Source organism: Streptomyces sp. NPDC088923 (assembly GCF_044749745.1).
Classification (GTDB): Bacteria; Actinomycetota; Actinomycetes; order Streptomycetales; family Streptomycetaceae; genus Streptomyces.
In genome coordinates, this window is sequence record NZ_JBIVIO010000001.1 from 1,222,529 (window position 1) to 1,248,843 (window position 26,315).

Sequence of the window (26,315 nt, forward strand, 5' to 3'; positions counted from 1 at the left end):
CTCCTTGGTTCTTCTCAGTGATTGAGCAGGACGATGACCGCGCCCCAGATGGTCAGCAGCACGTTGCTGAAGGCGTACGGCACCGTGTAGCCGAGCGTCGGCACCTGGTTCTTCGACGCCTCGTTGACCGCGCCGATCGCGGCCGTCGTGGTCTGGCCGCCCGCGAGCACGCCCATGAGGATCGGGAAGCGCAGGTGCTGCACGTAGTGGCCGAAGAAGAAGCCGACGAGGAGCGGCACGAGCGTCGCGATCGCGCCGAAGAGCAGCAGCCCCCACCCGGCCTCCGCCAGGCCGCTCGTGAAGCTCGGCCCCGCGTTGAGGCCGACGACGGCGATGAAGAGGCACAGCCCGAGCGTGTCCATGAACCACTGGGCGCCGGGCGGCACGTTCCCGAAGGTCGGGTAACGGCCCCTGATCCAGCCGAAGACGAGCCCCATGATGAGCGCCCCGCCCGAGGTCGAGAGCGAGATCGGCACGCCGCCGAGGGTCAGCGCGGGAATCCCGATGCAGCCGCCCAGGAAGATGCCGAGCCCGACCCAGACCATATCCGTCGCGAAGCTCGTGGGAACCGGCTTGCCGATCGCCCGCCCGGCGGCCGGCACGAGCCGCTCGGGACCCTTGAGGACCAGCGTGTCGCCCCGGCTCAGCTTCGTCGCGAGGCGGTACGGGTACGGCGCGCCCGAGCGGTACATCTCGTCGATGTACACGCCGACCATGAAGCGCTCCTCGCGCAGGTCCGCGATCGTCTTCCCGATCTGCTCCTTCTCCGAGACGACGACGTGCAGCGACTCGGTGTCGTAGTGCAGGAGATCGGCGTCGTCCGCCTCGGGGCCGATGTGCGTGCGGGCGTCGAAGTCGACGAGCGCGCCGCGCAGCGCGCTCACGGCGAGCGTGTCGTCGTGCTTGAGTTTCAGCTCCTGGTCGTGCGGGAGGATCTTCCCCTCGCGCCTCACCCGCGTGAGGTAGATCCGGTGGCCTAGGTGGTCCTGCTGCCGCTCGAAGTCCTCGATCGTGCGGCCGACGAGATCGGGCCGCTCCAGGCGGTAGGCGCGCAGGACGATCTCCTGGTAGCCCTCGCCGAGATCCGGGTTCTCGTTGGGCGCGTCCAGCTCACGGGCGAGCCGCGCCGCCTCGTCCGCCATGCTGACGCGGTAGATCCTGGGGAGGATGTTCGCCAGCAGGAGGGCGCACAGGATCGTGCCGAGCGGGTACGTCACCGCGTACGCGATCGGGACGAGGTCGGACTGCTCCTTGAGCTGGCTTTGCGAGAGGCCGGGCAGGTGCGAGATGGCGTCCTGCGCGACCCCGATGACGGCCGACTGCGTGAGCGCCCCGCCGAGCAGCCCCGCGCCGAGCCCGGGCCCGTACCCGAGCATTTTCGCGAAGGCCCACGTGATGCCGAGCCCCGAGAGGCACACGAGGAGCGCGTTGAGCACCTGCGGCAGCCCGTCCTTCTTCAGGCCGCGGAAGAACTGCGGCCCGACGCGGTAGCCGAGCGCGAAGAGGAACATCGTGAAGAACAGGTTCTTCACCGTCTGATCGATGGCGACCTTGAACTGGGCGCCGAAGAACAGCCCGACGATCAGGCAGCCGGTGACGCTGCCGAGAGCGATCGCCTTGTATCGCAGTTTGCCCACGAAGAAGCCGAAAGCGACCGTGATGAAGACAAGCAGCTCCGGATAGGGCCGGAAGATGTCGCGGTTGAGGAAATCGATCATCGGGACCCCAGGACTCCCACGAGGATCGGCCCGGTGAGGGGGAGGAGGAAGTTGGAGAGGGTGTAGGTGATGGTGTAGCCGATGAGCGGTACGGAGCTCTTCGAGACCTGCGTGATCGCGGTGATCGCCGGGGTCGAGCACTGCTGGCCCGCGATGGCCCCGATGAGCAGCGGCTTGTCGAGCTTGAGCAGCTTGAGCCCGACGAAGAGCGAGAGGCAGGCCGGGATGAGCACCATGAGAATCCCGGCGACGGGCAGCAGCGCCCCGTACTGCTTGATGAGCGGCCACGCCTGCGGCCCCGAGTCGAGCCCCGTGCAGGCGATGAAGACCGCGAGGCCGAGGTCCTTGAGCGTGCTCGCCGCCTGGGGCGGGAAGGCGCCGAAGGTCTGGCTGCGGTTGCGGAACCAGCCGAAGATCAGCCCCGAGACGAGACAGCCGCCGCCCGTGCCGAGCGAGAGCGGGATGTCGCCGATCCGCACGATGACCTGCCCGAGGAGCGAGCCGAGCGCGATGCCGAAGCCGATGTAGATGAAGTCGGCGCTCGAGTTCTTGACGACCGAACCGAGCTTCTTCGTCAGCTTGTCGAGCCCGGAGCGCGCCCCGACGAGGGTCAGCACGTCCCCGCGCCTGAGCACGGTCTCCGCGGCGGCGGGCAGGTCCTGATCGCCGCGTACGACATCGGTGACGTATACCCCGTCCCGCAGGAACTCCGGGTGGTCGTGCTGGAGCTGATCGACGGTCTTGCCGGTCGTCGCCTTGTCCGTGAGCGAGATCTGCCGGGTCGCGAGCGGCGAGTCGAGGCCCGGCACGGAGCCGGTCTCGGGGCCGATGTGCCGCCCCGCCTCGATCGTCGGCTCGCGGCGCCCGACGACGAGGAGGAGATCGGAGAGCGTGAGCCGCAGACCGGGATCGGGCGTGAGGATCTTGCCGCCGCGCTTGACCCGTTCCACCGTGACCCGCTGCCCGCTCGCCTCCTCGATCTCGCCGACCGTCCTCCCGTCCGCGTGCGTGACGAGGTACGTACGGCCCACCGTGGATGGCAGCGCCTCGCGCTCGTCCGATTCCAGCGCCGGCACGTCGCCGCGCATCTTCGCCCACAGCTCGCGCGAGGCGTCCGCGAGGTTGATGCGCATCAGGATCGGCAGGATCTGGCTCGTGAAGAGCACGATCGTGATGAGGCCGAAGAGGTAGCAGACGGTGTACGCGGTCGCCACGTGCCCCTGATACTCGCTGATCTGGTGCTGCGTGAGCCCGGAGAGCTTGCCGATCGACTCGGTCGCCGTGCCGACGACCGCCGATTCGGTCGCGGCCCCGGCGAGGATGCCGGAGGCGGTGCCGATGTCGAGGTCGAAGAGCTGCGCGATCAGGTAGGCGATGACGAGCACCGTCACGAGCTCGATGAACGAGAGCACGCCGTAGCGCAGCCCGCGCCGGTTGAGGTTGGCGAAGAACTGCGGGCCCGCCATGTAGCCGAGCGCGAAGATGAAGATCGCGAAGAAGATGGTCTTGACGTCGTCCCCGACCGAGACGTGCCGCGTGCCGAGCAGCAGCGAGACGATGAGCGTCCCGCAGATGCCGCCGAGCGTGATCGGCCCGACGCGCAGCTTGCCGAGCAGATAACCGACGGCGAGGCACAGGAAGAGGGCGAGTTCGGGATGGTCGCGGATGATCCCCATACGCTCAGCCGGGGCAGTTGAAGGATGATTCGGGCATAAGGGAGAAATTAGCAGCGCGGGGCGAGGGAGCCCGGGGGCGCGCGGGGCGGAAGGATGTACGGGGACGGGGGGCGGGGGCGCCGCTTGTACGGGGCGGAACGTCCCGACGCGGTGCCCTCCTCGCCCTGACGCGGTGCGCCGAATGTCCCGACGCGGTGCGCTGCTCGCCCTGACGCGGTGTGTTCACCGTCCGGGCCCCCCTCCCACCGCGCGCGCCCCATGCGCACAATGGGCGCGCGGGTGTCCGGTGGCGGACACCCCGTACGGCAGGGCGCGTGGCCCGGCAGGGCGAGTGAGCCCGTACGGCAGGGAGAGTGCGATGACGCGGGTGAAGCGGGGCGCGGGACGGCCGACCCTTGAGGAGGTCGCGAGCCGCGCGGGCGTGGGACGCGGCACGGTCTCGCGGGTCATCAACGGCTCGCCGAAGGTCAGCCCCCGTACGCGTGCCGCCGTCGAGGCCGCCGTGCGCGAACTCGGCTACGTGCCGAACACCGCGGCGCGCGCGCTCGCCGCCAACCGCAACGACGCGATCGCCCTCGTCGTCCCCGAGCCGCAGACCCGCTTCTTCGCCGAGCCGTACTTCTCCGACATCGTCCTCGGCGTCGGCAGCGCGCTCGCCGACACACCGCTCCAGCTCCTGCTGACCTTCGCGGGCGGCGAACTCGAACGGGGCCGCCTCGCCGGCTATCTCGACGCGCACCGCGTCGACGGCGTCCTCCTCGTCGCCGTCCACGCCGACGACCCGCTCCCCGACCGCCTCGCCGAACTCGGCATGCCCGCCGTCATCAGCGGCCCCCGCTCCGCCGCCGAGACGCTCCCCTCGGTCGACTCCGACAACTACGGCGGCGCGGTCGCCGCCGTCCGCCACCTCCAGAGCCGGGGCCGCCGCCGCATCGCCCACATCACCGGCCGCCTGGAGGTCTACGGAGCCGAACGCCGCCTCGCCGGCTACCGCGCCTCGGTCGCGAACGAACCCCTCATCGCCGAGTCGGACTTCACGGAGGAGGGCGGCCGCCGCGCGATGGCCGAACTCCTCGGCCGCGCCCCCGACCTGGACGCCGTCTTCGCCGCCTCCGACGTCCTCGCCTCCGGCGCCCGCCACACCCTCCGCGCCGCCGGCCGCCGCATCCCCGAGGACGTCGCCCTGATCGGCTTCGACGACAGCGCGATCGCCCGCCACTTGGACCCGCCCCTGACGAGCGTGAGCCAGCCCATCTCCGAAATGGGCCGCGTGATGACCCGCATGCTCCTCGACGAGATCGCCGCGAGGGGAGAGGGCGGTGGCCGCCCGCCGGCGGAAGCGGGCGGCCGCCAGACGGTACTGGCCACACGGCTGGTGGTACGGGAGTCGAGCTGAGCGGGGGCCGCGAGCCCCGCCCACCACGGCCCGCACTTCACTAACGTCCTCCGCATGACGCGAAGGATGCTGGTTCTGGACGGCTCGTGGTTCCTCGGCCGGGCGGTGGTGGAGAAGGCGCTCGCGCGGGGCTGGGAGGTGACCACGTTCACGCGCGGGCGCCGCGCGAGGTCCGCAAGGCCCACGACGTCCGTCAGTGGACCGAACTCCCGCTGTGGCGCACGCATGCGGGAGTGTGGCAGGTCGACCCCGCCCGCGCCGTGACCGCCGGCCTCCACTGCCGCCCGCTCACGCAGACCATCGCCCAGACGTGGGACTGGATGCGCGAGGGCGGCACGGCCATCCCGTACCCGCGCGCGGCGGAGCACGGCATCTCCCCGGAACGAGAGACGGCGGTGCTCGGCGCGGGCTCGGCGCCGGTGATCAGCGCGTAGGGGAACACCCGCGTGCGGCAGGCATACGTCAGGTGGCGAGGCCCGTCCGCTTGGCCATCGTCATGAGCTTGGGGCGCGCTCGTTGGTGCAGGACGAAGAGAACGCGTACGACCTCGCGCGCCATCGGGTGCGCCTCGGCCATTTGCGGAGCGACCGCGAAGGCCCGGTCGAGCGCCTCTTCCGCGCCCTCGTGATCCTTCATGTCCAAGCGCGCCCGAGCGATGTCGATGTACATGCGTCCCAGGCGGCTCGGCATGAGGAACGTGGGCGGCGTCTCGACGAGCGGGCTGGCGATCTCCGCCGCCCGGTCGGGCTTGCCGAGTTCGATGTGGGCCGCCAGCTCGTAGAGCGCGGTGTTGCCCTGCCCGAAGGTGAGGTTGTGCCAGAGCACGTCCTTCGGGATGTTCGTGGCGTGATACCGGGCTTTGGCGAGGTGGTCCGCTGTCGCCTGCTTGTCCTTGTTGCGTGAAGCCAGCACGATCCCCCGCAGGTGCAGCGAACCCAGGGACATGGCCCGGTGCGGAGCGTCTTGCCCCGCGGCCGTCTCGTACTTGGAGATGGCCCGCTCGATGATCGCGAGGCCGTCGTCGTACTGCCCGGCCGACTGGTACGTCCCGGCCTCGTTCCAGGCGGCGGCGACCTCCGCCTCGGGGTTCCACGTCTGCTGTGCCGCCCAAGCCTGCCGCGAGACGATCATGTCCGCGAGGTCGGAGTGCGCGAGGCGGTGCGCCGCCGCGTAGGCGCATCCGTACACATCGGCGACCTGTGTCCAGGCGCCCGCCTCGCCCGGGGCCGAGGACAGCGCCGTCGCCGTGACCTGGCCCAAGAGCTTCGGGAGCATCGTGAGCAGTTCCAAGTACTTCGCCTGCGCGCGTAGTTCCATGGCCGTACGGACATCGGCCGACACTTGGGCCGGGTCGGGTACGTCCTCGCGGGGGAGCGTGTACCTGCGGACCGCCCTGCGCAGGTCGTCGAGCAACGCGGCCTGCTCGCTGGGGCCCAAGAAGGGCTGCCCGTAAATCCGCTGGGTCGGCACCCGCATGGCCTTCGCGAGCGCGGCGACCACGGGAGGGGTGACCGGCCGCGTACCGATCTCGATCTTGCTGAGGTAGGACACCGAGATACCGGCCGCCCTGGCAAGTCCGGCCTGCCCAAGACCTCGCGCTTTGCGCAGTACGGCGATGTTCTCGCCGGGTGCGGGGGTGTTGTCCATGGCCCCCACTGTCCCACCTCGCAATGGTGTTGGCGCGTCAGATCTGTCGTGTGGGAACGGGCCTGTGCATCAGTTGTGCCAACTGATCTTGAGTCCTCGTAGTTGTCTGGTTACCGAAAGCGAACAGAGAGGGGCCGCGGTGAAAGTGACCGAGGAGAGGCGGCACGAGCGCCCTGACGCGTCCATCGAGCCGGAGGTGATCGCGGATGCCGTGGACGATGTCCTCGGCATGGAGCTCGGCAGGTCGACGAGGGCCGACATCGACAGGCAGACGGTGCGAGTGCTCGTGCACCTCAACCTGCTCCTGTCGGGGCGTCTTCAGGCAACTCGGGACGAGGAGGTTCGCGCGTTGATCCGGGTGACCTTCCGGTTGCTCGACCTCGCGAAGCGGCCCACGCATGACACCCCGGCCTTCGAAGCGTTTGCCTACGCGCAGCAGGTGGCCGCCTGTACACGTGACGCACTCGCCTACTGGTGGGGCGGGAAGGGGACGGTCGGCGGATGAGAAGCATCGGCCACGGCATCACTTACGTGACGTCCGCAGCCCCGGGCCGCGCGATGACCTGGGACGTGATCTGCGTGACGAGCGAGGGCGAGGAATGCGGTGCGCGCTCCCGCGAGGTGAACGACGAGGCGGAAGGGGTGCTGTGGATGGTCAATCACACGGCGTGGACCGGACACACGCGCTTCGAGCGACGCCGGAAGGACTACGCGGTGGTGGAGCCGTTCCTGCGGGACAGCACCTCGTAGCCCGCCTCCTCGCCTGGACAGGGCGCGGTGCCAGTTCATGAGACTCCCGTTCCGGCCCCGCTGATACCGGGGCCGGAACGGGGCAGGAACCGCCGTCCGCCGCACGTGTTCAGGGCGTGGCGGACGGCGGAGACCCCAGCACACAAGGAGGAAGGGTCCGACGATGACACTACTGCTGGAATCCCGGGGCGACACACGGCTCCGGGACCCCAAGGCAATTCTCGACCGCATCGGTGAGGCGAATCCAGCGCTCACGCCCGACGCGGGTGTCGGGCTGTGGGAGCGGGAGGTCCGGCTGTTGCAGCGGGACGCGGTCCGTGTCCGCAGCCTCGCCGAGCGCATCCTCGGCCAGGGCATCGCCTACCTGGTCACCGCGATGGAGAAGCCGGGCAACGACATGGGCCCCGGCTTCGAGGTCGACCAGGGCGTCCACCAGATCATCCTGGACACGCCCGTGTACTTCGCCCTCTGCGAGACGTACAACGGCGGCCGCTACAAGCACCACGCCCCGCTCATCGAGCGGCGACGCGACGGCATCGTCCTGCGGACCGCCGACCTCATCGCAGCCAACGGCTTCGCGGTGGACAGGGAGTTGTGGGAGGTCGACGCCTCCGACTGCGGGCCGTGCGACGACAAGGTGCCGGACTCCCACTGACGGGAGGATGACGTAAGGAAGGTGCCCCCGCTCCCGTCTTGGCCGACGGGAGCGGGGGCGCCCGAACGAGGTGAGGAGCGCGATGAGTACGTCCGTACCGCATGACCACAGGATGGAGGCGGAGGTGTGGGACGCCTACGCGGAGTCCGCCTTCGATCCGGCCGCCGCGCCCCGGTTCCGGTGGACGCAGTACGAGGGGCATGGGCCCGGGGTCGAGGTGCTGGGGGAATCGCCTGGGCGGACGCTGGAGTTGGGGTGTGGGACGGGGCGGGCCGTGGCGTATCTCGCGGGGCTCGGGGTGGAGGCGTACGGGCTGGACCTGTCGGCCGTCATGGTGGAGAAGGTCCGGGAGCGGTGGCCCCGAGGGCGGTTCTTCCAGGGGGAGGTGCTGGAGTTTCTGGGGGCGCACGAGGGGACGTACGACGCCGTGTACTCCGTCTTCGGGTGCGCCTGGTTCGCCGATCCCCGTCTCCTCTTCCCGCTCGTGCGGGCGCGGTTGAGGGACGGGGGTGTCTTCGCGTTCTCGCAGCCGCCCGCCATCCCGGGGGCCTACGGGGCGCAGGGGATGTACAAGGGAGGCTTCGCCGGGCCGCCCCTGTACACGTACCGGTACAGCTATCCGCCCGATACGTGGGCACAGTTGCTGCGCACGGCCGGGTTCGGGGAGGTTTCCGTACGGGTCGTCGAGGCGCCCGTCGCGGGGGACTGGGGGACGCTCATGGCGACGGCGGTAGCGTGAGCGGATGGGCGTGGAAGAGCTGGTCTGGGACATGGACGGCACGTTGCTCGACACCACCGTCGTGGTGCCCGCGGCGTTTGTGCGGACCGTGCGGGCGCTGGGCGGGCCGGAGGTGGGGGCGGACGAGGCCGTGGAGGCCTATTGGCGGGGGACGCCGGAGGTGATTCTGGAGCATCTCGTCGGCCGTCAACTGACAGCGAAGAAGGCGGAGTTCTACTACCGGGAGCTGGAGGCGGCGCGTCCCGTGGTGTATCCCGGGGTGCGGGAGGTATTCGAGACGTTGCGCTCGCGGGGGCGGGTGCGCGCTGATTTCACCGGAGCCAGCACCCGGGCGGCCTCGATGCTGCTGAGAGCCGCTGGTTTGGAGGCCGACCTCGTCCTCGGCGGGGACCAGGTCGCGCGCCCCAAGCCGGCGCCCGACGGCATCCTTCTCGCGGCGGAGCGGCTGGGCGCGGAGGCGGGCCGGCTCGCGTACGTCGGCGATTCCCCGCTGGATCTGCGTGCCGCCCGGGCGGCGGGCAGCCACAGCGCGGCGGCCGGCTGGGGGCACATGTACGACGCGACGGAGCCCGCGCACTCGGTCCTGGACCGGCCGCAACAGGCCCTGGACCTGCTGGCGGAACACGTCCCCGGGTGACGGGGCCGCGGTGGCGGCCCCGGACGACGTCCCCTGCGTGTTACTCGGGAAAGCCCAGGCGGTCGAGGAGGGTGGGGAGGTGTTCTTCGGCGAAGTCCTCCTTGGCGCGGAGGAGCTGTTCGATCGGGGCGGTTTGTGGCGGGGTGGGGACGCCCGCCGTTGTTGCCCAGGCTGCGGCGGCTCGGGCCGCTTCGGGAATTTCGGCGTCGAGTTCCGCTCGCTCGCGGGCCAGGGCTGCAGGGAACTCCGGGGATTCCAGCCAGTCGAGGTCGTCTTCGATGTCCTCGGGGCGCTCGATCAGCAGTCCGGCGGCCTGGTCCGGGTTGAGCCAGGTCTCCCAGGTGCGCCCCTCGCCGTCCAGTCCCCGTACGAACGCCGTGTCGCTGTCAGCGACTTGGGCGACGAGGGCCGGGGCGCCGCTCCACTCGACCAGCGAGGGCAGGAAGTCCTCGTCCCACTCCGCGCGGTGGAGCGCGAGCAGTTGCCAGCCACCTTCCCGTTCCTCCCACGTCTCCGCGTCGTCTTCCAGGTGTGCGAAGACGGGTGCTTCCCGCAACGGGCTGTCGCTGCGCGCGAAGACCAGCTGACCCCAGAAACCCATGGTGGTTCCCTTTCCGAGATGGTGGCCGCACCTTAAGTGCCGCCACTGACATCACGGTTGGGGCGCTCGTCAGCCCGCATGCTCCCGTACGTCGTCCACCACCTTCTTGTCCAGCGCCGCCCGTACCAGCGCTGCCGCGAACGTGGCCGGGTCGTCGGTCAGGCGGGCGAGGCGCTGGGGGTCCTTCGGGAGGCCCAGGCGGTCGGCTCCCTGGAGGGCCTTCGCGTCGAAGTGGGGGGCGTATTCCGGCCAGACGTCCTGGGCCTCGCGGAGGAAGATGTCGACTCCCGCCGGGCCGATGCCCGGGAACTCGCGCAGCTCCGACGCGAGTGCCCCTTCGTCGCCGTCCGCCTTCTCGCGGATCTTGCGCAGGTCGCCCGACCACTCCTCGCGGACCAGGTCGGCGCCCTCGCCCAGCTGGGTCGCCGTGCGTTCGTCGTAGCGCCGGTAGTGGCCCTCTCCCAGCGCGTCCACGCGCTCCTGCCAGCTCGCCTCCTCCATCGCCTTCGGTGAGCGCAGGCCGTGCGCGAAGAGCGCGCGGGCCGCCGCCGTCGCCACGTCCGCGCGGATGCGGGCCGACAACAGCAGGCTCAGCACGAGGAGTTGGTAGAGCGGTTGCGGGGTGTCGCGGAGGGTGATGTCCGCCTCGGTCGCGTAGGTCGTGCCGTGGCGGTCCAGGAGGGTCGCCGCCGTGCGGGTCTGGGTCACTGCTCTCAGTCCTCTCCGTCTCAGTCCTCTTCTTCGGCCACCTGCCCCAGCGTGCGGCCCGTGCGGGCCGAGCGGGCGCGGTGCGGGTTCGGGGTGCCGTGACCCTCGCCGGGGCGTACCCCCTTCTCGCGGGCCTTGATCAAAAGCCACGCCTCCTCGCCCTTGCCGCCCGTGCGGAAGCGCGTGAGCGCGTACTCGCCGTGGAGCTTGTCGCCCTCCAGGCGGAAGGTCGCGTGGCCGGATTCGAGCGCCTCGTCGAAGGGGAGCGGGTGCCCGCGCTTGTCGTGGCTCAGCGGCTCGTACGTGCCCTGATCCCACACGAGGACGGTCCCGCCCCCGTACTCGCCCTTCGGGATCACGCCCTCGAAGGTCCGGTACTCCATGGGGTGGTCCTCCGTGGGGACCGCGAGGCGCTTGTCGCGCGGGTCGTCCGAGGGGCCCTTCGGCACCGCCCACGACTTCAGGACCCCGTCGACCTCCAGGCGGAAGTCGAAGTGCATCCGGCGCGCGTCGTGGATCTGGACGACGAAGCGCGGGTGCGCCTTGGCGTCCGCCGCGAGCGAGCCCGTACCGGACGGCTCCCTGGTGCGGGCGAAGTCGCGCCGGTGGCGGTACGTGCCGAGCGGTTCCATGGGCGGGTCCCTTCCGGCGGAGGCGGCGGTACGTCTCCCGGGCGAGTTGCCCGGGGGTGGTTCCCGGTCGTGTCGTGTTCCCCGGTCGTGTCCCCCGTGTGTGTGGTGCGTGGTCCCCGTTGTCCGTGTGTTCCCCGTTGTTCCAGCATGACGCGCCCCGGCCGCCCCCGCCTCCGGGAAGACACCGCCCGGAGGCGGGGGCGGCCGGGGCGCCGCGGTCTCGACCCGCTCACGCTCGGCGATCTCGTGGAGGCGCCCACCGGCCCCGTCCTGCTCCGGATCGGCGAGGCGCCGCCGGAGGAACGATCCGCCTGAAGGCGAATCACAGATGCGTATTCAGCGTTCCGAGGAGAGTGTCATGCTCGGCCCGCAAGCCACCCCGGTCGTCCGTGCCACGCTGCCCGTCGTGGGCGCGCGCATCGAGGAGATGGCCCGGGTCTTCTACCAACGCCTCTTCGCCGCGCACCCCGAACTCCTCCGCGACCTCTTCAACCGCGGCAACCAGCACAGCGGCCAGCAGCAGAAGGCCCTCGCGGGCTCCCTCGCCACCTTCGCGACCCTCCTGCTCGACCGGCCCGAGGCGCGCCCCGACGCGATCCTCGCCCGCATCGCCCACAAGCACGTCTCGCTCGGTGTCACGCCCGCGCAGTACGAGGTCGTGCACACGCACCTCTTCGCCGCGATCCGTGAGGTGCTCGGCGAGGCCGTGACGCCCGAGGTCGCGGCCGCCTGGGACGAGGTGTACTGGCTCATGGCGCACGCCCTCATCGCGCTGGAGAAGAACCTGTACGCCCGGCACGGCGGCCGGGTCTGGCGGCCCATGGAGATCACCGGGCGGCGCGACGAGGGGGAGGGTGCCGTCTCCTTCACGCTGCGGCGCACGGACGGGACGCCCGCGGGAGCGTTCCGCGCCGGGCAGTACGTGGGCGTACGCACCGCACTCCCGGACGGCGCTCACCAGATACGGCAGTACAGCCTCGCCTCAGCGCCCGGCGAGAAGGAGTGGCGGATCACCGTGCGCCGGGACGGGGAGGTCTCGGGGCACCTGCACGGCACCGCCCGCGTCGGGCACGTCCTCGATGTGTCGATGCCGTGCGGGGACGTCGGCCTGGATGAGGGCGCGGGCGGGCCGCTGCTGCTGGCCTCCGCCGGGATCGGCGTGACGCCCATGCTGTCGATGCTCGGGAGCCTCGCGGCGAACGGGAGCGGGCGGCCGGTCCTCGCGCTGCACGCGGACCGGTCCCCGGCCCATCACGCGCACCGGGAGGAGCAGGCGGAGCTCGTCGCCGCGCTGGCGGGGGCGGAGCTGGTCACGTGGTACGAGGACGGGGCCGAGGGTGCGGCGTCGCGCGCCGGGCGGATCGAGAGCCTCGACGGGCTTGACGTGCGGGAGGGCGTGACCGCGTATCTGTGCGGGCCCGTGCCGTTCATGCGGGGGGTGCGGGGGCTTCTGCTGGAGCGGGGGGTTCCGGCGGCGGACATCCACTACGAGGTGTTCGGGCCGGATCTGGGGCTGGACGTTCGCTGAGGGGTTCGGCGTGCGCGCGGGGTGTGTGGGGCCCTGCCCCACGCCCCGCTCCTCAATCGCCGGAGGGGCTCACAAGACGGCGATCGGCGGAAGGGTTCCCCAGGGTGGTCAGGGCCGCGGCCACGACCTGCCGCTCAGCCTCTCGATGTCCGTGTTGAAGCGGCGGAGGTAGGAGGCGAAGGCGGCGATGTCCTCCTCCGGCCAGTCCTCCATCACGCGGTCCAGCGAGGTGATCAAGCCGTCCCGCTCCTCCGCGAGCTGGCGCTCGCCCTCCCGCGTGAGCCGGAACTTGCGGGCCATGCCGCCGGCCGGGTCGGGGATGCGCTCGATCAGGCCCGCGCGGGTCGCCGCGGCCGTCTGGCGGTTGAGGGTCGAGGCGTCGAGGCCGAACGCCTCGCTCAGTTCGCCGATCGACATGGGCGCGTCCTGCACCGCGATGCGGCTCAGCAGGAGGTAGGCGCTGCGGTCCATGAGGCCGTCCTGGCGGCGACCGCCGCCCCGGGCCAGGTAGCCGTGCCTGCTCAGGAGCAGCTGCTCGTACTCGACCTCGGCCGTGGGCCGCACGTGTCACCTCCGCACGTCACGTGGGCCTCCATCCTTCCACGGGCGCCGCGACCGGCTCGCGACCGCCCGAATGTGCACGATACATAAGGCGTGTACGATGCACGCTCATGACTACCGTGGACACCGTCCAGCCCCCGCCCCACAGCAAGGGCGTCGTCGCCACCCTGGCCTTCGCCGGGATCGTCGCCGCGATCATGCAGACCCTCGTCACCCCGCTCCTCGCCGACCTGCCGCAGATCCTGGACAGCACCCCCGGCAACACCGCGTGGGTCATCACCGTGACCCTGCTCACAGGCGCCGTCTGCGTCCCGGTCGTGGGGCGGCTCGGCGACCTCGTCGGCAAGCGGCCGATGCTGCTCATCTGCTGCATACCGCTCATCGCCGGGTCCGTCGTCTGCGCGCTCTCCTCCTCCGTCCTGCCGATGATCGTCGGGCGCGCGCTCCAGGGCATGGGCATGGGCGTCGTGCCGCTCGGCATCGCGCTGCTCAGGGACGTCGTACCCGCCGAGCGGCTGTCCTCCTCGATCGCGCTGGTCAGCGCCTCGATGGGGATCGGCGGCGGGCTCGGCCTGCCGATCGCGGCGGCCGTCGCGCAGTACGCGAACTGGCGCGTCCTCTTCTGGGGCTCGGCGGTTCTCGCCGCCGCCGTCACCGCGCTCCTGTGGACCCTCGTCCCGAACGTCCCCGCCGGGGCGCGCGGCCAGCGCTTCGACCTGCTGGGCGCGCTCGGCCTCGGCGCGGGGCTGGTGTGCCTGCTGCTCGGCATCTCCAAGGGCGCCGACTGGGGCTGGGGCTCGGCCACGACACTCGGGCTGCTCGGCGCGGCGGTCGTCGTGCTGCTGCTGTGGGGCGTGTGGGAGACCCGTACGAAGGACCCCGTCGTCGACCTGCGCACGACCGCGCGGCCCCGCGTCCTGCTCACCAACGCCGCGTCGATCTTCACGGGCTTCGGCATGTACGCCTCGATGCTCGTGCTTCCGCAGCTGCTCCAGTTCCCGAAGGAGACCGGCTACGGGCTCGGGCAGTCGATGCTCGCGGCGGGGCTGTGGATGGCGCCCGGCGGCATCATGATGATGTTCGTCTCGCCGCTCGGCGGGAAGCTCTCCAACGCGCGCGGACCGAAGTTCACGCTGGTCAGCGGCGTGCTCGTGATCGCGGCCGGGTACGGGCTCTCGCTGGGGCTCATGGGCTCGGCCTGGGGCGTCATGGTCGCGCTGATGGTCATCAACAGCGGCGTCGGACTCGCGTACGGGGCGATGCCGGCCCTCATCATGGGCGCCGTGCCGCCCTCCGAGTCGGCCGCCGCCAACGGTTTCAACGCGCTGATGCGCTCGCTCGGGACGTCGATCGGGGCCGCCGTCGTGGGGGTCGTGCTCGCGCAGCTCACGACCGACTTCGGGGGGCACGCGCTGCCCTCGGAGAACGGGTTCAGGACCGGGCTCCTCGTCGGCTGCGGGGTCGCGCTGCTCGCCGGGCTCATCGCGGCGGCCATCCCGTACCGGCGGGAGACGGAGGGGCCGCGCGACGCGGCCGCCGTGCGGGTCGAGAGCCGGGAGGCGGCCATGGAGGGATGAGGCGGCGGGGGCGGTGGGGGCGGCTGTGGAGGGCTGAGGCGCCGGGGCGGCGGAGGTGGCCGTGGAGGGCTGAGGCGGCGTGGCGGCACTGCGGTACTCCCCGCCGGTCCCGCTCAGCCCCACACCACCCGCGCCACCATCAGCCCGATCGCCACCGCTCCGAGCCCCGAGAGCACCGTCGACGCCGCGCTGCCCGCCGCCCGGACCACCTGCCCCGTACGGGCGAGGTGGACGGTCTCCCACGAGAAGGTCGAGTACGTGGTGAGCGCCCCGCACAGGCCCGTCGCGACGAACTCCTCGTACCGCGTGCCGCCCTCGCCCGACATGAGCGCGCCCGTGAGGACGCCGAGGAAGAGGCAGCCGAGCGTGTTCGCCGTGTAGGTCCCCCACGGGAACTCGGTGGACTGGCGGCGCTGCACCGCGCGGTCGACGAGGAAGCGGAAGGGCGCGCCGAGCGCGCCGCCGAGCACGACGAGCAGCCAGTTCACCGGGCCCCCGCCCCTCGCGCGAGGGCGAACCGCCGCGTGAGCGCGGAGGTGAGGGCCACGGCCGCGAGCGCCGCGCACAGCGTGCCCGCGTAGTAGGCGAGCGCGATGCCCGCGCGATCGAGGCGCGCGAGCCGCTCGGTGTCGGCCGCGTACGTGCTGAGCGTCGTGAAGCCGCCGAGGAAACCGGTGGCGAGGAAGGGCCGGACGAGCGGCGGCGCCTGCCACACCTCCATGAGGAGCACGACCACGATCCCCATGACCGCGCAGCCGACGACGTTCACGGTGAAGGTGGCCCAGGGGAAACCGTCGGGCGCGGCGCGCCAGTGGTGCTCGACCGCGTACCGGGCCGTGGCGCCCAGCGCGCCGCCGAGCGCGACGACGGCGACGGTCGGAAGGAGCGCGAGGACGGACGAGCGCCGGTCGCGCGCGGCCACGTCCATGTCGGTGGGGAGCAGCCGCTCCCCGTCGTGGGACGGCGGGGCGGGGGAGGCGGAGGAGGGGAACCGGGAGCCCTCGCGCCGGACTTCGTGCGGGTCGTCTTCGTGCGGGTCGTCGGCGTGCATCGCGGGCCTTCCGGGTGGGGGCGAGGGGCCTACGGAGGTACGGGGCGTACGCGGACGGGGCGGGCCGCCACGGCGAAGGGCGGGTGCCCCCCGCCCGGTGAACGCCCGCCCCGCCCCGTACCGCCGCGGCCCCCGCCGGCCGCTACCGCCCCCGCCGTCTCACTTCGCGTCGGCGGACGGCAGCTTCCAGTTGGGCCGCGGGAAGTGGCACGTGTAGCCCTCCGGGTAGCGCACCAGGTAGTCCTGGTGCTCCGGCTCGGCCTCCCAGAAGTCGCCCTCGGGCTCGACCTCGGTCACGACCTTGCCCGGCCACAGGCCGCTCGCGTCGACGTCCCTGATCGTGCGCTCGGCGGTCTCGCGCTGCTCGTCGTTCGTGTAGTAGATCGCGGAGCGGTAGCTCGACCCGATGTCGTTGCCCTGCCGGTCCTTCGTGGACGGGTCGTGGATCTGGAAGAAGAACTCCAGCAGGTTCCGGTAGCTGGTGCGCTCGGGGTCGTAGAGGATCTCGATCGCCTCGGCGTGCCCCTCGTGGTTGCGGTACGTCGCGTTCGCGACCTTGCCGCCGGTGTAGCCGACCCGGGTCGAGACGACCCCGGGCTGCTTGCGGACCAGGTCCTGCATCCCCCAGAAGCAGCCGCCCGCGAGGACCGCCTTCTCCGTCTGCGCCATGCCGTCATCCCTCTTCAGTCGTAGCCGAGCCGCGCACGGCACACCGTCCGCGGCTTCCACCTTGCCGTCCCGCGCGCGAGCCCGCACACCAGGGCCCACCGGGGGCATGCTCTGACGGAACACCACGACCACCACCGTGTATGCCCCGGCAGAAGACTTGAACATGTTCAAGAAGGGGGCTACCTTCATCGACGACGGCACTTTTGAACGCGTTCAAGTGTTCAGCCGGTTCGTGGAAAGAAGGGTGGGGCAATGGACCTCACGGTTGTCACGTACGTCGTGTACCTGGCCATCAGCGTCGGGCTCACGGTCTGGGTGGCGCGGACGCTCAGCAGCAACGGACGGGTCTTCCTCGCGGACGTCCTCAAGGGGAACGAGCCGCTCGCCGACGCGGTGAACCGCCTCCTCGTCGTCGGCTTCTACCTCGTCAACCTCGGTTTCGTGGCGCTCTACCTGCGCTCCGACAAGGCGGTTCGGGACGCCTCGGGCATCTTCGAGGCGCTCTCGGTCAAGCTCGGTGTCGTCCTGCTCGTGCTCGGCTTCCTGCACCTGGCGAACGTGTACGCGCTCAACAAGATCCGCCGCAGGGGCGTCATGGAGCGCGACCAGCGCCCGCCGGTGCCCCCGCAGCAGTGGCTCGCCCCGGGCGCCGGGGCGTGAGCGGGGCGGCCGGGGGCGGGGCCGCCCGGGGTGGGGCGCTCGGGGGCGGGCCGGTCGGGGGGCCGGCCCGCCCCGGGGGCGAGGCGGCCCGGGTCCTGGGCCTCACCGTCCTCTTCGACGCCGAGTGCCCCCTCTGCTCGTACGTACGGAAATGGCTCGGCCGCCGGCCCCAGCTCGTGCCGCTCACCTTCGCCCCCGCCGGGTCCGCCGAGGCGGCGGCCCGCTTCCCGGGCCTCGACCAGGCCGCGACGCTCGCCGAGATCACGGTCGTCGGGGACGGCGGGCAGGTCTACCGGGGGGCCAACGCCTGGATCGTGTGCCTGTGGGCGCTGCGGGAGTACCGGCCGCTGGCCCTCCGGCTGAGCACCCCGGCGGGCGCGCGGCTCGCCCGTTCGGCGGTGCTGCGCGCGGCGAAGTGGCGCGAGTCGCGGCGGCAGCACGAGGGCTGGGGCGCCGGGGTCTACCGGCGCGCGGACGGCTGGGAGTACCTGCCGGACCGGGGCTGGGTGCACAGGGGCGCGGGGCCGGACTGCGGGGGAGGGTGCGAGGTGGCTTAGGGTCGGGTGTCGTGGTGACCAGCGAAGAGGGGCGGGGTCCGGAGCCGGAGGGCGCGGGCCCCTCGCCGCGTGCCAGGAAGACCGGGAAGGCCGGGAAGACCGGGAAGGCCGGGAAGGCTGACCGGTCGGGGAAGGCTGACGGGCCTGGGCGGGCCGACGGGCGCGGGAAGACCGACGGGCCCGGGCAGGCTGACCGGGCCGGCGCGGCCGGGGGTCCCGTCCGGCAGAAGAACCCTCCCAAGGGTGAGCAGACGCGGGCCCTCATCATCGAGACCGCCCTCCGTCTCTTCCGTGAGCGCGGATACGACAAGACGACCATGCGGGCCATCGCGCAGGAGGCCGGGGTCTCGGTCGGCAACGCCTACTACTACTTCGGCGGCAAGGAACACCTCATCCAGGGGTTCTACGACCGCATCGTCGCGGAGCACGCGGTGGCGGTGCGCCCGGTGCTCGACGGGGAGCGCGACTTCGAGAAGCGCTTCCGGGGCGTCCTCGCGGCGTGGCTCGATGTGGCGGCCCCCTACCACGAGTTCGCGAGCCAGTTCTTCAAGAACGCGGCCGACCCGGAGAGTCCGCTGAGCCCCTTCTCGCCGGAGTCCGAGTCGGCGCGGCGCGTCTCGCTCGACATCCACCGCGAGGTCCTCGCCGGTTCCAAGGCGAAGGTATCGCCGGAACTGGCCGACGCCGTACCCGAGTTGATGTGGCTCGCGCAAATGGGGCTGGTCCTGTACTGGGTCTTCGACCGCTCGGAGGGCAGCGAGAAGACGTACCGCCTCGCCGAGCGCGGCGCCCGTCTCACCGCGCACGGCGTCCGCCTCTCCCGCTTCCGCCTCCTGCGCCCCCTCGTCAACGAAGTGCACGACCTCTTCAAGGACTTCCTGCCCGGCATGGCCGAGACGGTCGCCCGCCGGGCGGCCTCGCGCGACACCAGGTCCGCGCGTGGGGACGCACCTCCGCGCGACCCCGCCGACTGAACTCGCGGCCTCCTGCGGGCCCCCGCCTCCGACCCGCGCCCCCTCAGCGGTTGACCGACTGGATCTCCCGGACCGTGACGTCCTGTTCGGCTCCGAACCTGCCGTCCGGGAGCGGTTGCGGCGCGGTGACGCCCGTACCGGTCCAGTGGATCTTCCAGGTGAGCGTGGCGCGCAGCGGGAAGGTGGTGTCGCCCGAGGAGCGCAGGTAGGTGACGCCGCAGGGCGGGGTGCGGTTCGCCTTGCCCGCCGCGTACGGCTCGCCGATGCGCCCGTCCACGAGGGGGCAGGCACCGGAGGCGGGCAGGGTGCGGGCGTCGGGCGTACCGGGTTCGATCGCGAGCGAGTCGGCTCTCGCCGTCGTCGTCGCCGAGATGTGGAGCAGCGGTACGGAGGCCGTGACGGACACCGGCGCGACGTCGCCCGCGTCGAGCCAGGCCCACGTCGGCAGATTGACCTTCGAGGCCGCCTCGGGCGCGAGCCGCACCTTCGTCGAGGGCACGCGCACCTCCGCGTACGCGAGGCGCGCGAGCATCTCGGGGGTGATGGCCTGCGGGGCGTCGGCGGGCGGGGCCTCGCCGTTGTCGACCCAGAAGATCTGCTTGTCGCAGTCGAGCGCCCCGGGCTCGCCCTCACGCCCGGGAGTGACGTACGAGTCCCACCAATACCCCTTGCCGGTCTTCTCCTTGTTGAAGTCCGGGTAGTCGCCGTCCACGTAGTACGCACGCTGCTTCGCGTCCCACTCGTAGCCGGTGGAGTCGACCGCCCAGATCGGTTCGAGGTGCGCCTTGAGCTGGGCGGGCGTGTACTTCGGGGCGTAGTAGCAGGCGGGGGGCGTCCAGTCGGAAGCGGCGGTGACGGGGCCGGCTTTGGCACCTGAGCCGTTGTGCGAGTAGTCGAAGACGACGGCACCGGCGGTGGCGGAGACGGAACCGCCGCCGGAGTCGTCGGACTTGGCGCCGCCGCCGACGTGGGTTTGATCCCCGCCGAAGTCATCGCCCGTACCGGCGTACGCGGGCGCGGTCGTGAGAAGGAGCGCGCCCGCCACCAAGGGCAGAACGGCCTGTCTCGTCCTTATGGCTGGCACTGCGCGCTCCCAGCGTCGGAGATGAGCTTTTCGGTGACCCACACGCCCTTGTCGTTGCGTCGCAAGTGCGTGTTGTAAAGGACGTAGTCGTCCTTTGAGCCCTGGGTGAGTTTCGTCTTCCCTGTCTTGACGCTCTTGCGGTACGCCTTGCTCTGGTCCTCGCAGTAGACGAAGCCCGCGGTGCCGTCCGCGTTGAGTTTCAGGTTCGGCTTCGAGTAGCGCACGGTGCCGGTGACGCGGTCGCCGGTGTCCACGAAGCGCTGTACGTACGCCTGGACGTTGGCGGCGGCTTCCCCCGAGGAGTAGAAACGGAAGCCGGGGTCCGTGGGCTTCTGCCGTGCGACGGCCGTCTGGAGCGACTGGATGAACTGCTCCGTGTCCCGGTAGACGGCGTCCTTCTTCGCGTCCCCCGTGTCGGCCCAGTCGAAGGTGAGCTTCAAGTCCGCCGGCAGCTCGATCTTCGGCCGCTCCGCCCCCGCCTTGCTCGCGCTCGGCGAAGGACTCGCCTCCGCGCTGGTCTTCGCGGGCTCCGCGCCCTTGACGGCCTCGTCGTCCTTCTCCTTGCCGGAGTCGTCGCTCCCGCAGGCGGTGAGGGACGCGGCGAGCGTGAGGGCGAGACCGGTCGTCAGGATGGACGCGGTACGGCGATTCACGGACAACTCCCTTTGTACGAACCAGCTCATGACACGCTCGCCCACCGTACTGAGATCGCCGCGCCCGCACCACAGAACACAGCGCTTCGTGACCGGCTTGGCACGTACCTGGCCCCCGCGCGAAAACCCCGTGGCGCGGAAGGCCTTGGCCGCCGAAGATGAAGCCCTCTTTTCACCTGGGGAGTTGCCAGTGATCGTCGTGACCGCCGCCACCGGGCAGTACGGACGGCTCGTCGTCGAAGGACTGCTCGCGCGGGGCGCGCGTGTCGCCGCCGTCGTCCGCGGTCCCGAGCGGGCCGCCGGGCTCGCCGCCTCGGGTGCGGAGGTGCGGTACGGGGACTACGACGACGCGGACTCGCTGCGCGCGGCCTTCGCCGGGGCCGAGCGGCTGCTGCTCGTCTCCTCGCCCGAACTGGAGACCGGGCGGCGGGTGGCGCAGCACGTCACGGCGGTGGACGCGGCGCGCGCGGCGGGCGTCGGGCTGCTCGCGTACACGAGCTTCCTCGGTGCGGGCACGCGGCCCGAGGGGGTCACGGCGGCGCACCACGCGACGGAACGGTACATCGAGGCGAGTGGGCTCCCGCACCTGCTGCTCCGGCACCCGTACTACAGCGACGCCTTCCTCCACGCGGGACTGCGCGAGGCCGTCGCGGCCGGTGTCCTGGAGGACGGGACGGGCGGTCGCGGGCTCAACACCGCGTCACGCGCCGACCTCGCGGAAGCGGCGGTACGCGCCCTGACCAGTCAACAGGAGCGCGGTTTCTACGACTTGACGGGCGACTCGTGGACGTACCGCGACCTCGCCGAGACCCTGACGCGGGTGAGCGGCGCGACCGTCGCGTACGCCGAGCGGACCGCTCCCGTGCCGGGCCCCACCGGGTGGCTCGATGCCCAGATCCGCGCAGGTGCCCTGGAACACTGGACGGACGACCTCGCCCACCTCCTCGGCCGCCGCCCGACGTCGCTGGAGGAGGCGGTACGGGCGGTGCTCGCGAAATGAGCCGCCCCTTCGATCGGGCACCGGGCTCGGGCCCACCCTCCCGCATCCAGTCGTTCCGCTCCGCGCTGACCGACTGGATGGGAGGGAACGCTCCGCCTCCGGCGGACCACGGATTCCGCGCCGCCGTCCTCGTCGAGGGCCTGAGCGACCTCGCCGCCATCGAGAGCCTCGCGGCGTGCCGGGGCCGTGATCTGGCCGCCGAGGGGACCGCCGTCGTGTCGATGGGTGGCGCCATGAGCATCGCCACGTACGCGGAGGCACTCGGCCCGCACGGACTGGACCTGCGCCTGACAGGGCTGTGTGACACGAACGAAGCGCCGTTCTACGTGAGGGGGTTCGCGCGCGCCGAGGTGCAAGTCCCCTCCCTCCATGTGTGCGTGGCGGATCTGGAGGACGAACTCCTGCGCGCGCTCGGCGCGGACCGGGCCGAGGAGGTGATCACGGCGGCGGGTGAGGAGCGCCGCTGGCGGAGCTTCCGCCACCAGCCCGCCCAACTGGGCCGCCCCCGCCACGACCAGCTCCGCCGCTTCCTCGGCACCGCGAGCGGCCGCAAGATCCGCTACGGCACCCTCCTGACCCAAGCGCTCGAAGCCGACCGCGTACCGGCACCGCTGGCGGCACTCCTCGCGAGCCTGTGACCGCCCCGGCACGTCCCCGCGGGGTCCCGTATGTCTGTCCCCGCACGTCCCCCCGTCTCCCGCACAGATCGGAAAACCCATGCCCCTACGCCTCGACGCGCTCTGCCTCTCCGCGCAGGACCCGGCGCGCCTCGCCCGCTTCTGGCACGAACTGCTCGGCGGCGGCGCAGTACGTGAACGAGCGGACGGGGAGCGCGAGTTCATCCCGGCCACCAACCCGGGACTCCCGCTCCGTTTCCGCCCCGGCGCCGCGCCCAAGACGACCCAGAACCGTCAGCACTTCGACCTGACGAGCGAGTCGCCCGAGGACCAAGAGGCCACCGTCGCCCGCGCGTTGTCCCTCGGCGCGCGCCACACCGACGTGGGCCAGCTCCCGGAGGAGGGGCACCGGGTCCTCGCGGACCCCGAGGGCAACGAGTTCTGCGTGATCGAGCCGGGCAACAAGTTCCTCGCGGGCTGCGGCAGGATCGGCGCGCTCGCGTGCGACGGCAGCCACGCGGTGGGGGTCTTCTGGAGCGGGGCGCTCGGCTGGCCCCTGGTGTGGGACGAGGGCGAGGAAACGGCGATCCAACCCCCGGACGGGGGAACGAAGTTCACGTGGGGCGGCCCACCGCTGATGCCCCGCACCGCACCCGACCGCCTCACCCCGGACCTCGTCCCGGAGGCCCCGGCCGCGTACGAGTCGGAAGCGGCCCGCCTCCAGGCCCTCGGTGCCCGCCTCCTCACCCACGAGCCCGGACACACGGTCTTCACGGACCCGGACGGCAACGAGTTCCGGCTGCTCGGCGGAACGGCGTGACGGAGGCCTCCCGCGAGTGACACCGGGAGACCCAAGTGCTCAGCCCGGAAGCCGAGTTGTCGCGGGTACGCATCCGCCGAGGTGCCCGGGAAAGAGCCCGCACGGCTGCGGGCCGCGTCCACCCCGGCGCATACTGGCGGCACCGCTGACCTTCGGCGAAGGGAACGGTATGGCGGCTCAGTGCCTCCGCTGGCTCAAGTCCTCCTACAGCGGCCAGGGCGGTGATTGCGTCGAGGTCGCGACCGGCCTCGTTCCCCTCGTCGGCGCGGTCCGCGTCCGCGACAGCAAGCGTCCCGGAGGCGGCGTGGTCGCGTTCGGCCGTCACGCCTTCACCGCTTTCCTGGGTGCTGTCCGCCAGTGCTGAGCGCGTGGGAGCCCCGTCCCGGCGGCTGGCCGAGGGGTGGCGGCCCGGCTGTCGGTGCGCGGTGAGCGGCGTCGGCCTCACCGAGGGCAAGCGGCTCTCCGGCCGCGCGTGAAAGCGGGGGGACTCGGTGAGGTAACGGGTCACTCGTCCCCGGCGGCCCCGGCCTGGAGGCGGAGGCCGGAGAGGGTCAGTTCCAGTGCGGCGAGGAACTGGTCCCTGTCGTCGTGCCCCTCGAATTCCTCGGCGATCTGCTGTACGAAGGGGAATTCCGCGCTGTCGAGCGATCGCCACTGCTCGGCGAAGCGGCCGAGATACGCGTCGCGGTCCACGTCGCCTTCGCGCAGTTCCCGCGGGAGTTCGCCGCCGAGGTCGGCGGCCGTGCCGACGACGACGCCCGTGATGGCCGACACCGCGTGGAAACGCTGTCGCGGCGTGAGGTCGAGCCGGAGGGTCTGCCGGCCGAGCTTCTCGTACAGCCGCAGTGAGTTGCCCTGCACGTCCGTGTTGCGCATGAAGTACGCCGCGAGCCACGGCCGGTCGATGATCGCGTCGAACAGCGCGACGGCCATCGCGCGGAGGTCGGCGATCGGGTCGTCGCTCTCCGGCTGCTCCTCGACGGCGGCCAGGACCCCGCCGATCGCGTGGTCGGTGGCGCGGTCGAGGAGCTCGTCCTTGTTCGAGACGTACCAGTAGATGGTGCCGACGCCGGTGCCGAGACGCGCGGCGAGCGCGCGGAAGGTCAGGGCCGGTGCGCCCGCCTCGTCGAGCAGGGCCACGGCCGCGCCGAGAACCGTCTCCAGCGAATGCGAACCGCGCTTGCGCCCACGGGGGAGGCGTTCGGTGGGGTGTGTGCGCGGGCCTGTCATGAGGTCCATCCAACCACGGCTTGGCGAATATCGAACGACGTTCTACCATCGAACCTCGTTCCATTATCGAACGTCGTTCGTTGCGGTGTTCGGAGAATTCAGAGAGCAGGCCGGTCATGACCGTCGTCCCCGACTCCGCCGCACCGCCGAGTCGCACCTATCCCTCGCTGCGCGCGGCCTGGATACCCCTGGCCGCGCTCTGCCTCGCCTTTTTCGTCGAGATGGTCGACAACACGCTGCTCTCGATCGCGCTGCCCACGATCGGCCGCGACCTCGGCAGCGGCACGACCGCCCTGCAATGGGTCACCGGCGCGTACTCGCTGACCTTCGGCGGCCTCCTCCTCACGGCGGGATCGCTCGCCGACCGGCTCGGGCGGCGGCGGGTGCTGCTCGTCGGCCTCGCCGTGTTCGGGCTGCTCAGCCTCTGCGTCGTCGCCGTCGACTCGGCGGGGCAGCTCATCGCCCTGCGCGCGGGGCTCGGCATCGCCGCCGCCGCCATGGCGCCCATCACCAATTCGCTCGTCTTCCGGCTCTTCGGTGACCAGGCGCTGCGCATGCGCGCGATGAGCCTGATGATCGTCGTCGGCATGTCGGGCTTCGTCCTCGGCCCGCTGCTGGGCGGCACGGCCCTCGCCCACGTGCGCTGGGAGTGGCTGCTCGTGGTCAACGCGCCGATCGCGCTGATCGCGGCCATCGGCGTACGCCTCGGGGTGGCCGCCGACAAGGCCGAGGACCTGACCAGGGACCGGCTCGACCTGCCGGGTGCCGTCCTGAGCGTGGTGACCATCGGCCTGGCCTGCTACTCGCTGACCAGCGGCGTCGAGCACGGCTGGCTCTCCGCCGCCACCCTCGCCTCGATCGTCGGCGCCGTGGTGGCGGGCGTCGGGTTCGTGTGGCGCGAGCGCCGCAGCGCCGCGCCCATGCTCGACCTCAAGATCTTCTCCAGCGGCACCGTGCGCGGCGCGGCCATCGCCCAGATCGGCACGTCCATCGCGATGGCCGGCGTGATGTTCGGGCTGATCATCCACTTCCAGTACGCCTACGGCTGGAGCCCCGTGCGCGCGGGCCTCGCGAACCTGCCGCTCATCGTGACCATGATCGTCGCGACGCCGCTGTCGGAATGGCTCGGCAAGCGCTTCGGGCACCGGATCGCCTGCCTCGTCGGCGCGGCCTGTCTGGCCGCCGCCCTCGCCGGTCTCGCCTGGGGCGTCGACCACGGGTACGCGGTCATCGCCGCCTCCATGGTCGTGATGACGATCGGGCTGCGCACCGTGATGACGATCTGCGCGATCGCGCTGGTCGACGCGGTGCCCGCCAACCGCACCTCGCTCGGCACCGCCCTCAACGACACCGCCCAGGAGGTCGGCACCAGCGTCGGCACCGCCCTCGTCGGCACCCTGATCGCGACGCTGGTCACCACCCGACTCCCCTCCGGGGTGTGGAGCGGTGACCTCGTACGGTCCTTCTTCCACGGCGAGCGGATCACGTACGCCGTCCTCGCGGCGATCGTCGGCCTGATCGCGGCGGGGGGCGCGCTCACGCTCACCGACTCCCACTCCGTGGAGGAACCGGCCTGAGCCCTCGGTGGCGGCGCCGCCGCGTCACACTGTCGCCATGAGCCCTGCCCTCCGCACCCCCCGTCTCCTCGTCCGCCGCTTCCGCCCCGAGGACGCGGCCACCCTCGCCGCGTACCGGTCCGTGCCGGAGGTCGCGCGGTACCAGGGGTGGAGTGCTCCGGTGACGGACGAGGAGGCGCGGCGGCTCGTCGCCGAGTTCGCCGCCGGTGACCCCGCGGCCCCTGGGTGGTTCCAGTACGCCGTCGAGGAGCGGGAGTCGGGGGCGCTCGTGGGGGACGTCGGGGTGCGGCTCGACGAGAACCGGATGCAGGCCGATCTCGGGTTCACCCTCCCGCCCGACGCGCAGGGGCGCGGGTACGCCACCGAGGCCGTACGGGCCGTGCTCGGGGAACTGTTCGCCCGGCCGGGGATACGGCGCGTGTCCGCCGTGTGCGACGTGCGGAACCTCGCCTCCGCCCGGCTGCTCGAACGGGTCGGGTTCCGCCGGGAGGGTCTGCGGCCCGCGTACACGTGGCTCAAGGGCGAGTGGACGGACGACCTGCTGTACGGACTCCTCGCCGACTGGTGGCTCACGCCCACCGCGCCGCGGACGTAGGCG

The 26,315-nt window shown here is 71.8% G+C and carries 30 protein-coding genes and 1 pseudogene; 18 read left to right on the plus strand and 13 right to left on the minus strand.

Features of this window, described 5'->3' with window-relative positions; all coding sequences use genetic code 11:
- Positions 1 to 14: 14 nt before the first annotated feature.
- Together aspT (ACIP4O_RS05790) and aspT (ACIP4O_RS05795) are read right to left on the minus strand one after the other, a co-directional pair.
- Entirely contained in the window at positions 15 to 1,718 is a 1,704-nt protein-coding gene (gene aspT, locus ACIP4O_RS05790; protein WP_401571902.1) for an aspartate-alanine antiporter, read from the minus strand.
- Positions 1,715 to 3,394 (minus strand): aspartate-alanine antiporter, encoded by a 1,680-nt coding sequence (gene aspT / locus ACIP4O_RS05795; RefSeq protein WP_401571905.1) that lies wholly within the window; start codon positions 3,392 to 3,394, stop codon positions 1,715 to 1,717. The genes aspT (ACIP4O_RS05790) and aspT (ACIP4O_RS05795) overlap by 4 nt, the downstream gene beginning before the upstream one ends.
- 358 nt (positions 3,395 to 3,752) lie before the next feature.
- Here aspT (ACIP4O_RS05795) and ACIP4O_RS05800 point away from each other — a divergent pair, with 358 nt between their 5' ends.
- Both ACIP4O_RS05800 and ACIP4O_RS05805 read left to right on the plus strand, forming a co-directional pair.
- Positions 3,753 to 4,790, plus strand: coding sequence for a LacI family DNA-binding transcriptional regulator (locus ACIP4O_RS05800; RefSeq protein ID WP_401571908.1), 1,038 nt, complete (start codon positions 3,753 to 3,755; stop codon positions 4,788 to 4,790).
- A 176-nt stretch (positions 4,791 to 4,966) separates the two neighbouring features.
- A pseudogene (locus ACIP4O_RS05805) lies at positions 4,967 to 5,224 on the plus strand (hypothetical protein); the annotation flags it as partial.
- Positions 5,225 to 5,252: 28 nt separating this feature from the next.
- Here the strand turns inward: ACIP4O_RS05805 and ACIP4O_RS05810 are convergent.
- A complete protein-coding gene (locus ACIP4O_RS05810) occupies positions 5,253 to 6,437 on the minus strand; it encodes a helix-turn-helix domain-containing protein (protein ID WP_401571911.1) in 1,185 nt (394 codons plus the stop codon).
- 139 nt (positions 6,438 to 6,576) lie between these two features.
- Here ACIP4O_RS05810 and ACIP4O_RS05815 point away from each other — a divergent pair, with 139 nt between their 5' ends.
- The 5 genes from ACIP4O_RS05815 (at position 6,577) to ACIP4O_RS05835 (ending at position 9,218) form a co-directional block, all read left to right on the plus strand.
- Entirely contained in the window at positions 6,577 to 6,942 is a 366-nt protein-coding gene (locus tag ACIP4O_RS05815) for a hypothetical protein (RefSeq protein WP_401571913.1), read from the plus strand.
- Positions 6,939 to 7,187, plus strand: a complete 249-nt coding sequence (locus tag ACIP4O_RS05820; RefSeq protein WP_401571916.1) for a hypothetical protein — start codon at positions 6,939 to 6,941, stop codon at positions 7,185 to 7,187. Before ACIP4O_RS05815 ends, ACIP4O_RS05820 begins: the two co-directional genes overlap by 4 nt.
- Positions 7,188 to 7,350: 163 nt before the next feature.
- A complete protein-coding gene (locus ACIP4O_RS05825) occupies positions 7,351 to 7,842 on the plus strand; it encodes a hypothetical protein (protein WP_401571919.1) in 492 nt (163 codons plus the stop codon).
- 82 nt (positions 7,843 to 7,924) lie between these two features.
- Entirely contained in the window at positions 7,925 to 8,581 is a 657-nt protein-coding gene (locus ACIP4O_RS05830) for a class I SAM-dependent DNA methyltransferase (RefSeq protein ID WP_401571922.1), read from the plus strand.
- 4 nt (positions 8,582 to 8,585) lie between these two features.
- Positions 8,586 to 9,218 carry an HAD family hydrolase gene (locus tag ACIP4O_RS05835; protein WP_401571925.1) on the plus strand — a complete coding sequence of 211 codons (633 nt, stop codon included), beginning with the start codon at positions 8,586 to 8,588 and terminating at the stop codon, positions 9,216 to 9,218.
- Between the two features lie 40 nt (positions 9,219 to 9,258).
- Here the strand turns inward: ACIP4O_RS05835 and ACIP4O_RS05840 are convergent, their stop codons facing one another.
- From ACIP4O_RS05840 to ACIP4O_RS05850, 3 genes are all read right to left on the minus strand, one after another.
- Positions 9,259 to 9,819, minus strand: a complete 561-nt coding sequence (locus ACIP4O_RS05840; protein ID WP_401571928.1) for a hypothetical protein — start codon at positions 9,817 to 9,819, stop codon at positions 9,259 to 9,261.
- 69 nt (positions 9,820 to 9,888) lie between these two features.
- On the minus strand, positions 9,889 to 10,527 hold the full coding sequence (locus ACIP4O_RS05845; protein ID WP_401571931.1) for an endonuclease: 639 nt from the start codon (positions 10,525 to 10,527) through the stop codon (positions 9,889 to 9,891).
- Positions 10,528 to 10,547: 20 nt separating this feature from the next.
- Entirely contained in the window at positions 10,548 to 11,159 is a 612-nt protein-coding gene (locus ACIP4O_RS05850; protein ID WP_401571933.1) for a DNA polymerase ligase N-terminal domain-containing protein, read from the minus strand.
- Positions 11,160 to 11,517: 358 nt separating this feature from the next.
- Here ACIP4O_RS05850 and ACIP4O_RS05855 point away from each other — a divergent pair, with 358 nt between their 5' ends.
- Entirely contained in the window at positions 11,518 to 12,687 is a 1,170-nt protein-coding gene (locus ACIP4O_RS05855) for a globin domain-containing protein (protein WP_401571936.1), read from the plus strand.
- Between the two features lie 108 nt (positions 12,688 to 12,795).
- Here the strand turns inward: ACIP4O_RS05855 and ACIP4O_RS05860 are convergent, their stop codons facing one another.
- Entirely contained in the window at positions 12,796 to 13,251 is a 456-nt protein-coding gene (locus tag ACIP4O_RS05860; RefSeq protein WP_361320570.1) for a MarR family transcriptional regulator, read from the minus strand.
- A gap of 116 nt (positions 13,252 to 13,367) precedes the next feature.
- Between ACIP4O_RS05860 and ACIP4O_RS05865 the strand changes: the two genes are divergently transcribed.
- On the plus strand, positions 13,368 to 14,825 hold the full coding sequence (locus tag ACIP4O_RS05865; protein ID WP_401573843.1) for an MFS transporter: 1,458 nt from the start codon (positions 13,368 to 13,370) through the stop codon (positions 14,823 to 14,825).
- A 113-nt stretch (positions 14,826 to 14,938) separates the two neighbouring features.
- On the opposite strand, the gene crcB (ACIP4O_RS05870) is transcribed toward ACIP4O_RS05865, so the two are convergent.
- From crcB (ACIP4O_RS05870) to msrA, 3 genes are all read right to left on the minus strand, one after another.
- Positions 14,939 to 15,313 carry a fluoride efflux transporter CrcB gene (gene crcB / locus ACIP4O_RS05870; protein WP_401571939.1) on the minus strand — a complete coding sequence of 125 codons (375 nt, stop codon included), beginning with the start codon at positions 15,311 to 15,313 and terminating at the stop codon, positions 14,939 to 14,941.
- The gene (crcB, locus tag ACIP4O_RS05875; RefSeq protein ID WP_401571941.1) at positions 15,310 to 15,876 is read right to left on the minus strand and encodes a fluoride efflux transporter CrcB; all 567 of its coding nucleotides are present in this window, start codon (positions 15,874 to 15,876) and stop codon (positions 15,310 to 15,312) included. The genes crcB (ACIP4O_RS05870) and crcB (ACIP4O_RS05875) overlap by 4 nt, the downstream gene beginning before the upstream one ends.
- A gap of 159 nt (positions 15,877 to 16,035) precedes the next feature.
- The gene (gene msrA, locus ACIP4O_RS05880) at positions 16,036 to 16,545 is read right to left on the minus strand and encodes a peptide-methionine (S)-S-oxide reductase MsrA (RefSeq protein WP_401571944.1); all 510 of its coding nucleotides are present in this window, start codon (positions 16,543 to 16,545) and stop codon (positions 16,036 to 16,038) included.
- A gap of 252 nt (positions 16,546 to 16,797) precedes the next feature.
- Here msrA and ACIP4O_RS05885 point away from each other — a divergent pair, with 252 nt between their 5' ends.
- The 3 genes from ACIP4O_RS05885 (at position 16,798) to ACIP4O_RS05895 (ending at position 18,736) form a co-directional block, all read left to right on the plus strand.
- Positions 16,798 to 17,205 (plus strand): hypothetical protein, encoded by a 408-nt coding sequence (locus ACIP4O_RS05885; RefSeq protein ID WP_361320578.1) that lies wholly within the window; start codon positions 16,798 to 16,800, stop codon positions 17,203 to 17,205.
- A 95-nt stretch (positions 17,206 to 17,300) separates the two neighbouring features.
- Complete coding sequence (locus tag ACIP4O_RS05890; protein WP_401573844.1) at positions 17,301 to 17,762, plus strand: thiol-disulfide oxidoreductase DCC family protein; 462 nt, start codon at positions 17,301 to 17,303, stop codon at positions 17,760 to 17,762.
- 14 nt (positions 17,763 to 17,776) lie between these two features.
- Entirely contained in the window at positions 17,777 to 18,736 is a 960-nt protein-coding gene (locus ACIP4O_RS05895) for a TetR family transcriptional regulator (RefSeq protein WP_401573846.1), read from the plus strand.
- A 43-nt stretch (positions 18,737 to 18,779) separates the two neighbouring features.
- On the opposite strand, the gene ACIP4O_RS05900 is transcribed toward ACIP4O_RS05895, so the two are convergent.
- Together ACIP4O_RS05900 and ACIP4O_RS05905 are read right to left on the minus strand one after the other, a co-directional pair.
- Positions 18,780 to 19,820, minus strand: a complete 1,041-nt coding sequence (locus ACIP4O_RS05900; RefSeq protein ID WP_401571947.1) for a hypothetical protein — start codon at positions 19,818 to 19,820, stop codon at positions 18,780 to 18,782.
- The gene (locus tag ACIP4O_RS05905; RefSeq protein ID WP_401571950.1) at positions 19,808 to 20,473 is read right to left on the minus strand and encodes a hypothetical protein; all 666 of its coding nucleotides are present in this window, start codon (positions 20,471 to 20,473) and stop codon (positions 19,808 to 19,810) included. Before ACIP4O_RS05905 ends, ACIP4O_RS05900 begins: the two co-directional genes overlap by 13 nt.
- Before the next feature lie 199 nt (positions 20,474 to 20,672).
- On the opposite strand from ACIP4O_RS05905, the gene ACIP4O_RS05910 reads away from it, so the two are divergent.
- The 4 genes from ACIP4O_RS05910 to ACIP4O_RS05925 all read left to right on the plus strand — a co-directional run bounded on the left by ACIP4O_RS05910 (position 20,673) and on the right by ACIP4O_RS05925 (position 23,274).
- Positions 20,673 to 21,473 carry an NAD(P)H-binding protein gene (locus ACIP4O_RS05910; RefSeq protein ID WP_401573848.1) on the plus strand — a complete coding sequence of 267 codons (801 nt, stop codon included), beginning with the start codon at positions 20,673 to 20,675 and terminating at the stop codon, positions 21,471 to 21,473.
- On the plus strand, positions 21,470 to 22,111 hold the full coding sequence (locus ACIP4O_RS05915) for a TOPRIM nucleotidyl transferase/hydrolase domain-containing protein (protein ID WP_401571953.1): 642 nt from the start codon (positions 21,470 to 21,472) through the stop codon (positions 22,109 to 22,111). The genes ACIP4O_RS05910 and ACIP4O_RS05915 overlap by 4 nt, the downstream gene beginning before the upstream one ends.
- A gap of 79 nt (positions 22,112 to 22,190) precedes the next feature.
- Positions 22,191 to 22,910, plus strand: coding sequence for a VOC family protein (locus ACIP4O_RS05920; RefSeq protein WP_401571956.1), 720 nt, complete (start codon positions 22,191 to 22,193; stop codon positions 22,908 to 22,910).
- A 169-nt stretch (positions 22,911 to 23,079) separates the two neighbouring features.
- Positions 23,080 to 23,274, plus strand: a complete 195-nt coding sequence (locus ACIP4O_RS05925; RefSeq protein WP_401571959.1) for a DUF397 domain-containing protein — start codon at positions 23,080 to 23,082, stop codon at positions 23,272 to 23,274.
- 140 nt (positions 23,275 to 23,414) lie between these two features.
- On the opposite strand, the gene ACIP4O_RS05930 is transcribed toward ACIP4O_RS05925, so the two are convergent.
- Complete coding sequence (locus ACIP4O_RS05930; protein WP_401573850.1) at positions 23,415 to 24,074, minus strand: TetR/AcrR family transcriptional regulator; 660 nt, start codon at positions 24,072 to 24,074, stop codon at positions 23,415 to 23,417.
- A gap of 182 nt (positions 24,075 to 24,256) precedes the next feature.
- On the opposite strand from ACIP4O_RS05930, the gene ACIP4O_RS05935 reads away from it, so the two are divergent.
- Together ACIP4O_RS05935 and ACIP4O_RS05940 are read left to right on the plus strand one after the other, a co-directional pair.
- Positions 24,257 to 25,717 carry an MFS transporter gene (locus ACIP4O_RS05935; RefSeq protein WP_401571962.1) on the plus strand — a complete coding sequence of 487 codons (1,461 nt, stop codon included), beginning with the start codon at positions 24,257 to 24,259 and terminating at the stop codon, positions 25,715 to 25,717.
- A 37-nt stretch (positions 25,718 to 25,754) separates the two neighbouring features.
- Positions 25,755 to 26,312 carry a GNAT family N-acetyltransferase gene (locus ACIP4O_RS05940; protein WP_401571965.1) on the plus strand — a complete coding sequence of 186 codons (558 nt, stop codon included), beginning with the start codon at positions 25,755 to 25,757 and terminating at the stop codon, positions 26,310 to 26,312.
- The last annotated feature ends 3 nt before the right edge of the window (positions 26,313 to 26,315 follow it).

Coding starts and splice junctions, on each gene's coding strand:
- aspT (WP_401571902.1), bottom strand. CDS start 1,718: ATGATCGATTTCCTCAACCGCGACATCTTCCGGCCCTATCCGGAGCTG.
- ACIP4O_RS05885 (WP_361320578.1), top strand. CDS start 16,798: ATGGACCTCACGGTTGTCACGTACGTCGTGTACCTGGCCATCAGCGTC.
- ACIP4O_RS05825 (WP_401571919.1), top strand. CDS start 7,351: ATGACACTACTGCTGGAATCCCGGGGCGACACACGGCTCCGGGACCCC.
- ACIP4O_RS05840 (WP_401571928.1), bottom strand. CDS start 9,819: ATGGGTTTCTGGGGTCAGCTGGTCTTCGCGCGCAGCGACAGCCCGTTG.
- ACIP4O_RS05935 (WP_401571962.1), top strand. CDS start 24,257: ATGACCGTCGTCCCCGACTCCGCCGCACCGCCGAGTCGCACCTATCCC.
- ACIP4O_RS05820 (WP_401571916.1), top strand. CDS start 6,939: ATGAGAAGCATCGGCCACGGCATCACTTACGTGACGTCCGCAGCCCCG.
- ACIP4O_RS05920 (WP_401571956.1), top strand. CDS start 22,191: ATGCCCCTACGCCTCGACGCGCTCTGCCTCTCCGCGCAGGACCCGGCG.
- ACIP4O_RS05855 (WP_401571936.1), top strand. CDS start 11,518: ATGCTCGGCCCGCAAGCCACCCCGGTCGTCCGTGCCACGCTGCCCGTC.
- msrA (WP_401571944.1), bottom strand. CDS start 16,545: ATGGCGCAGACGGAGAAGGCGGTCCTCGCGGGCGGCTGCTTCTGGGGG.
- ACIP4O_RS05800 (WP_401571908.1), top strand. CDS start 3,753: ATGACGCGGGTGAAGCGGGGCGCGGGACGGCCGACCCTTGAGGAGGTC.
- ACIP4O_RS05810 (WP_401571911.1), bottom strand. CDS start 6,437: ATGGACAACACCCCCGCACCCGGCGAGAACATCGCCGTACTGCGCAAA.
- ACIP4O_RS05915 (WP_401571953.1), top strand. CDS start 21,470: ATGAGCCGCCCCTTCGATCGGGCACCGGGCTCGGGCCCACCCTCCCGC.
- ACIP4O_RS05830 (WP_401571922.1), top strand. CDS start 7,925: ATGAGTACGTCCGTACCGCATGACCACAGGATGGAGGCGGAGGTGTGG.
- ACIP4O_RS05835 (WP_401571925.1), top strand. CDS start 8,586: ATGGGCGTGGAAGAGCTGGTCTGGGACATGGACGGCACGTTGCTCGAC.
- ACIP4O_RS05940 (WP_401571965.1), top strand. CDS start 25,755: ATGAGCCCTGCCCTCCGCACCCCCCGTCTCCTCGTCCGCCGCTTCCGC.
- ACIP4O_RS05850 (WP_401571933.1), bottom strand. CDS start 11,159: ATGGAACCGCTCGGCACGTACCGCCACCGGCGCGACTTCGCCCGCACC.
- aspT (WP_401571905.1), bottom strand. CDS start 3,394: ATGGGGATCATCCGCGACCATCCCGAACTCGCCCTCTTCCTGTGCCTC.
- crcB (WP_401571941.1), bottom strand. CDS start 15,876: ATGCACGCCGACGACCCGCACGAAGACGACCCGCACGAAGTCCGGCGC.
- ACIP4O_RS05925 (WP_401571959.1), top strand. CDS start 23,080: ATGGCGGCTCAGTGCCTCCGCTGGCTCAAGTCCTCCTACAGCGGCCAG.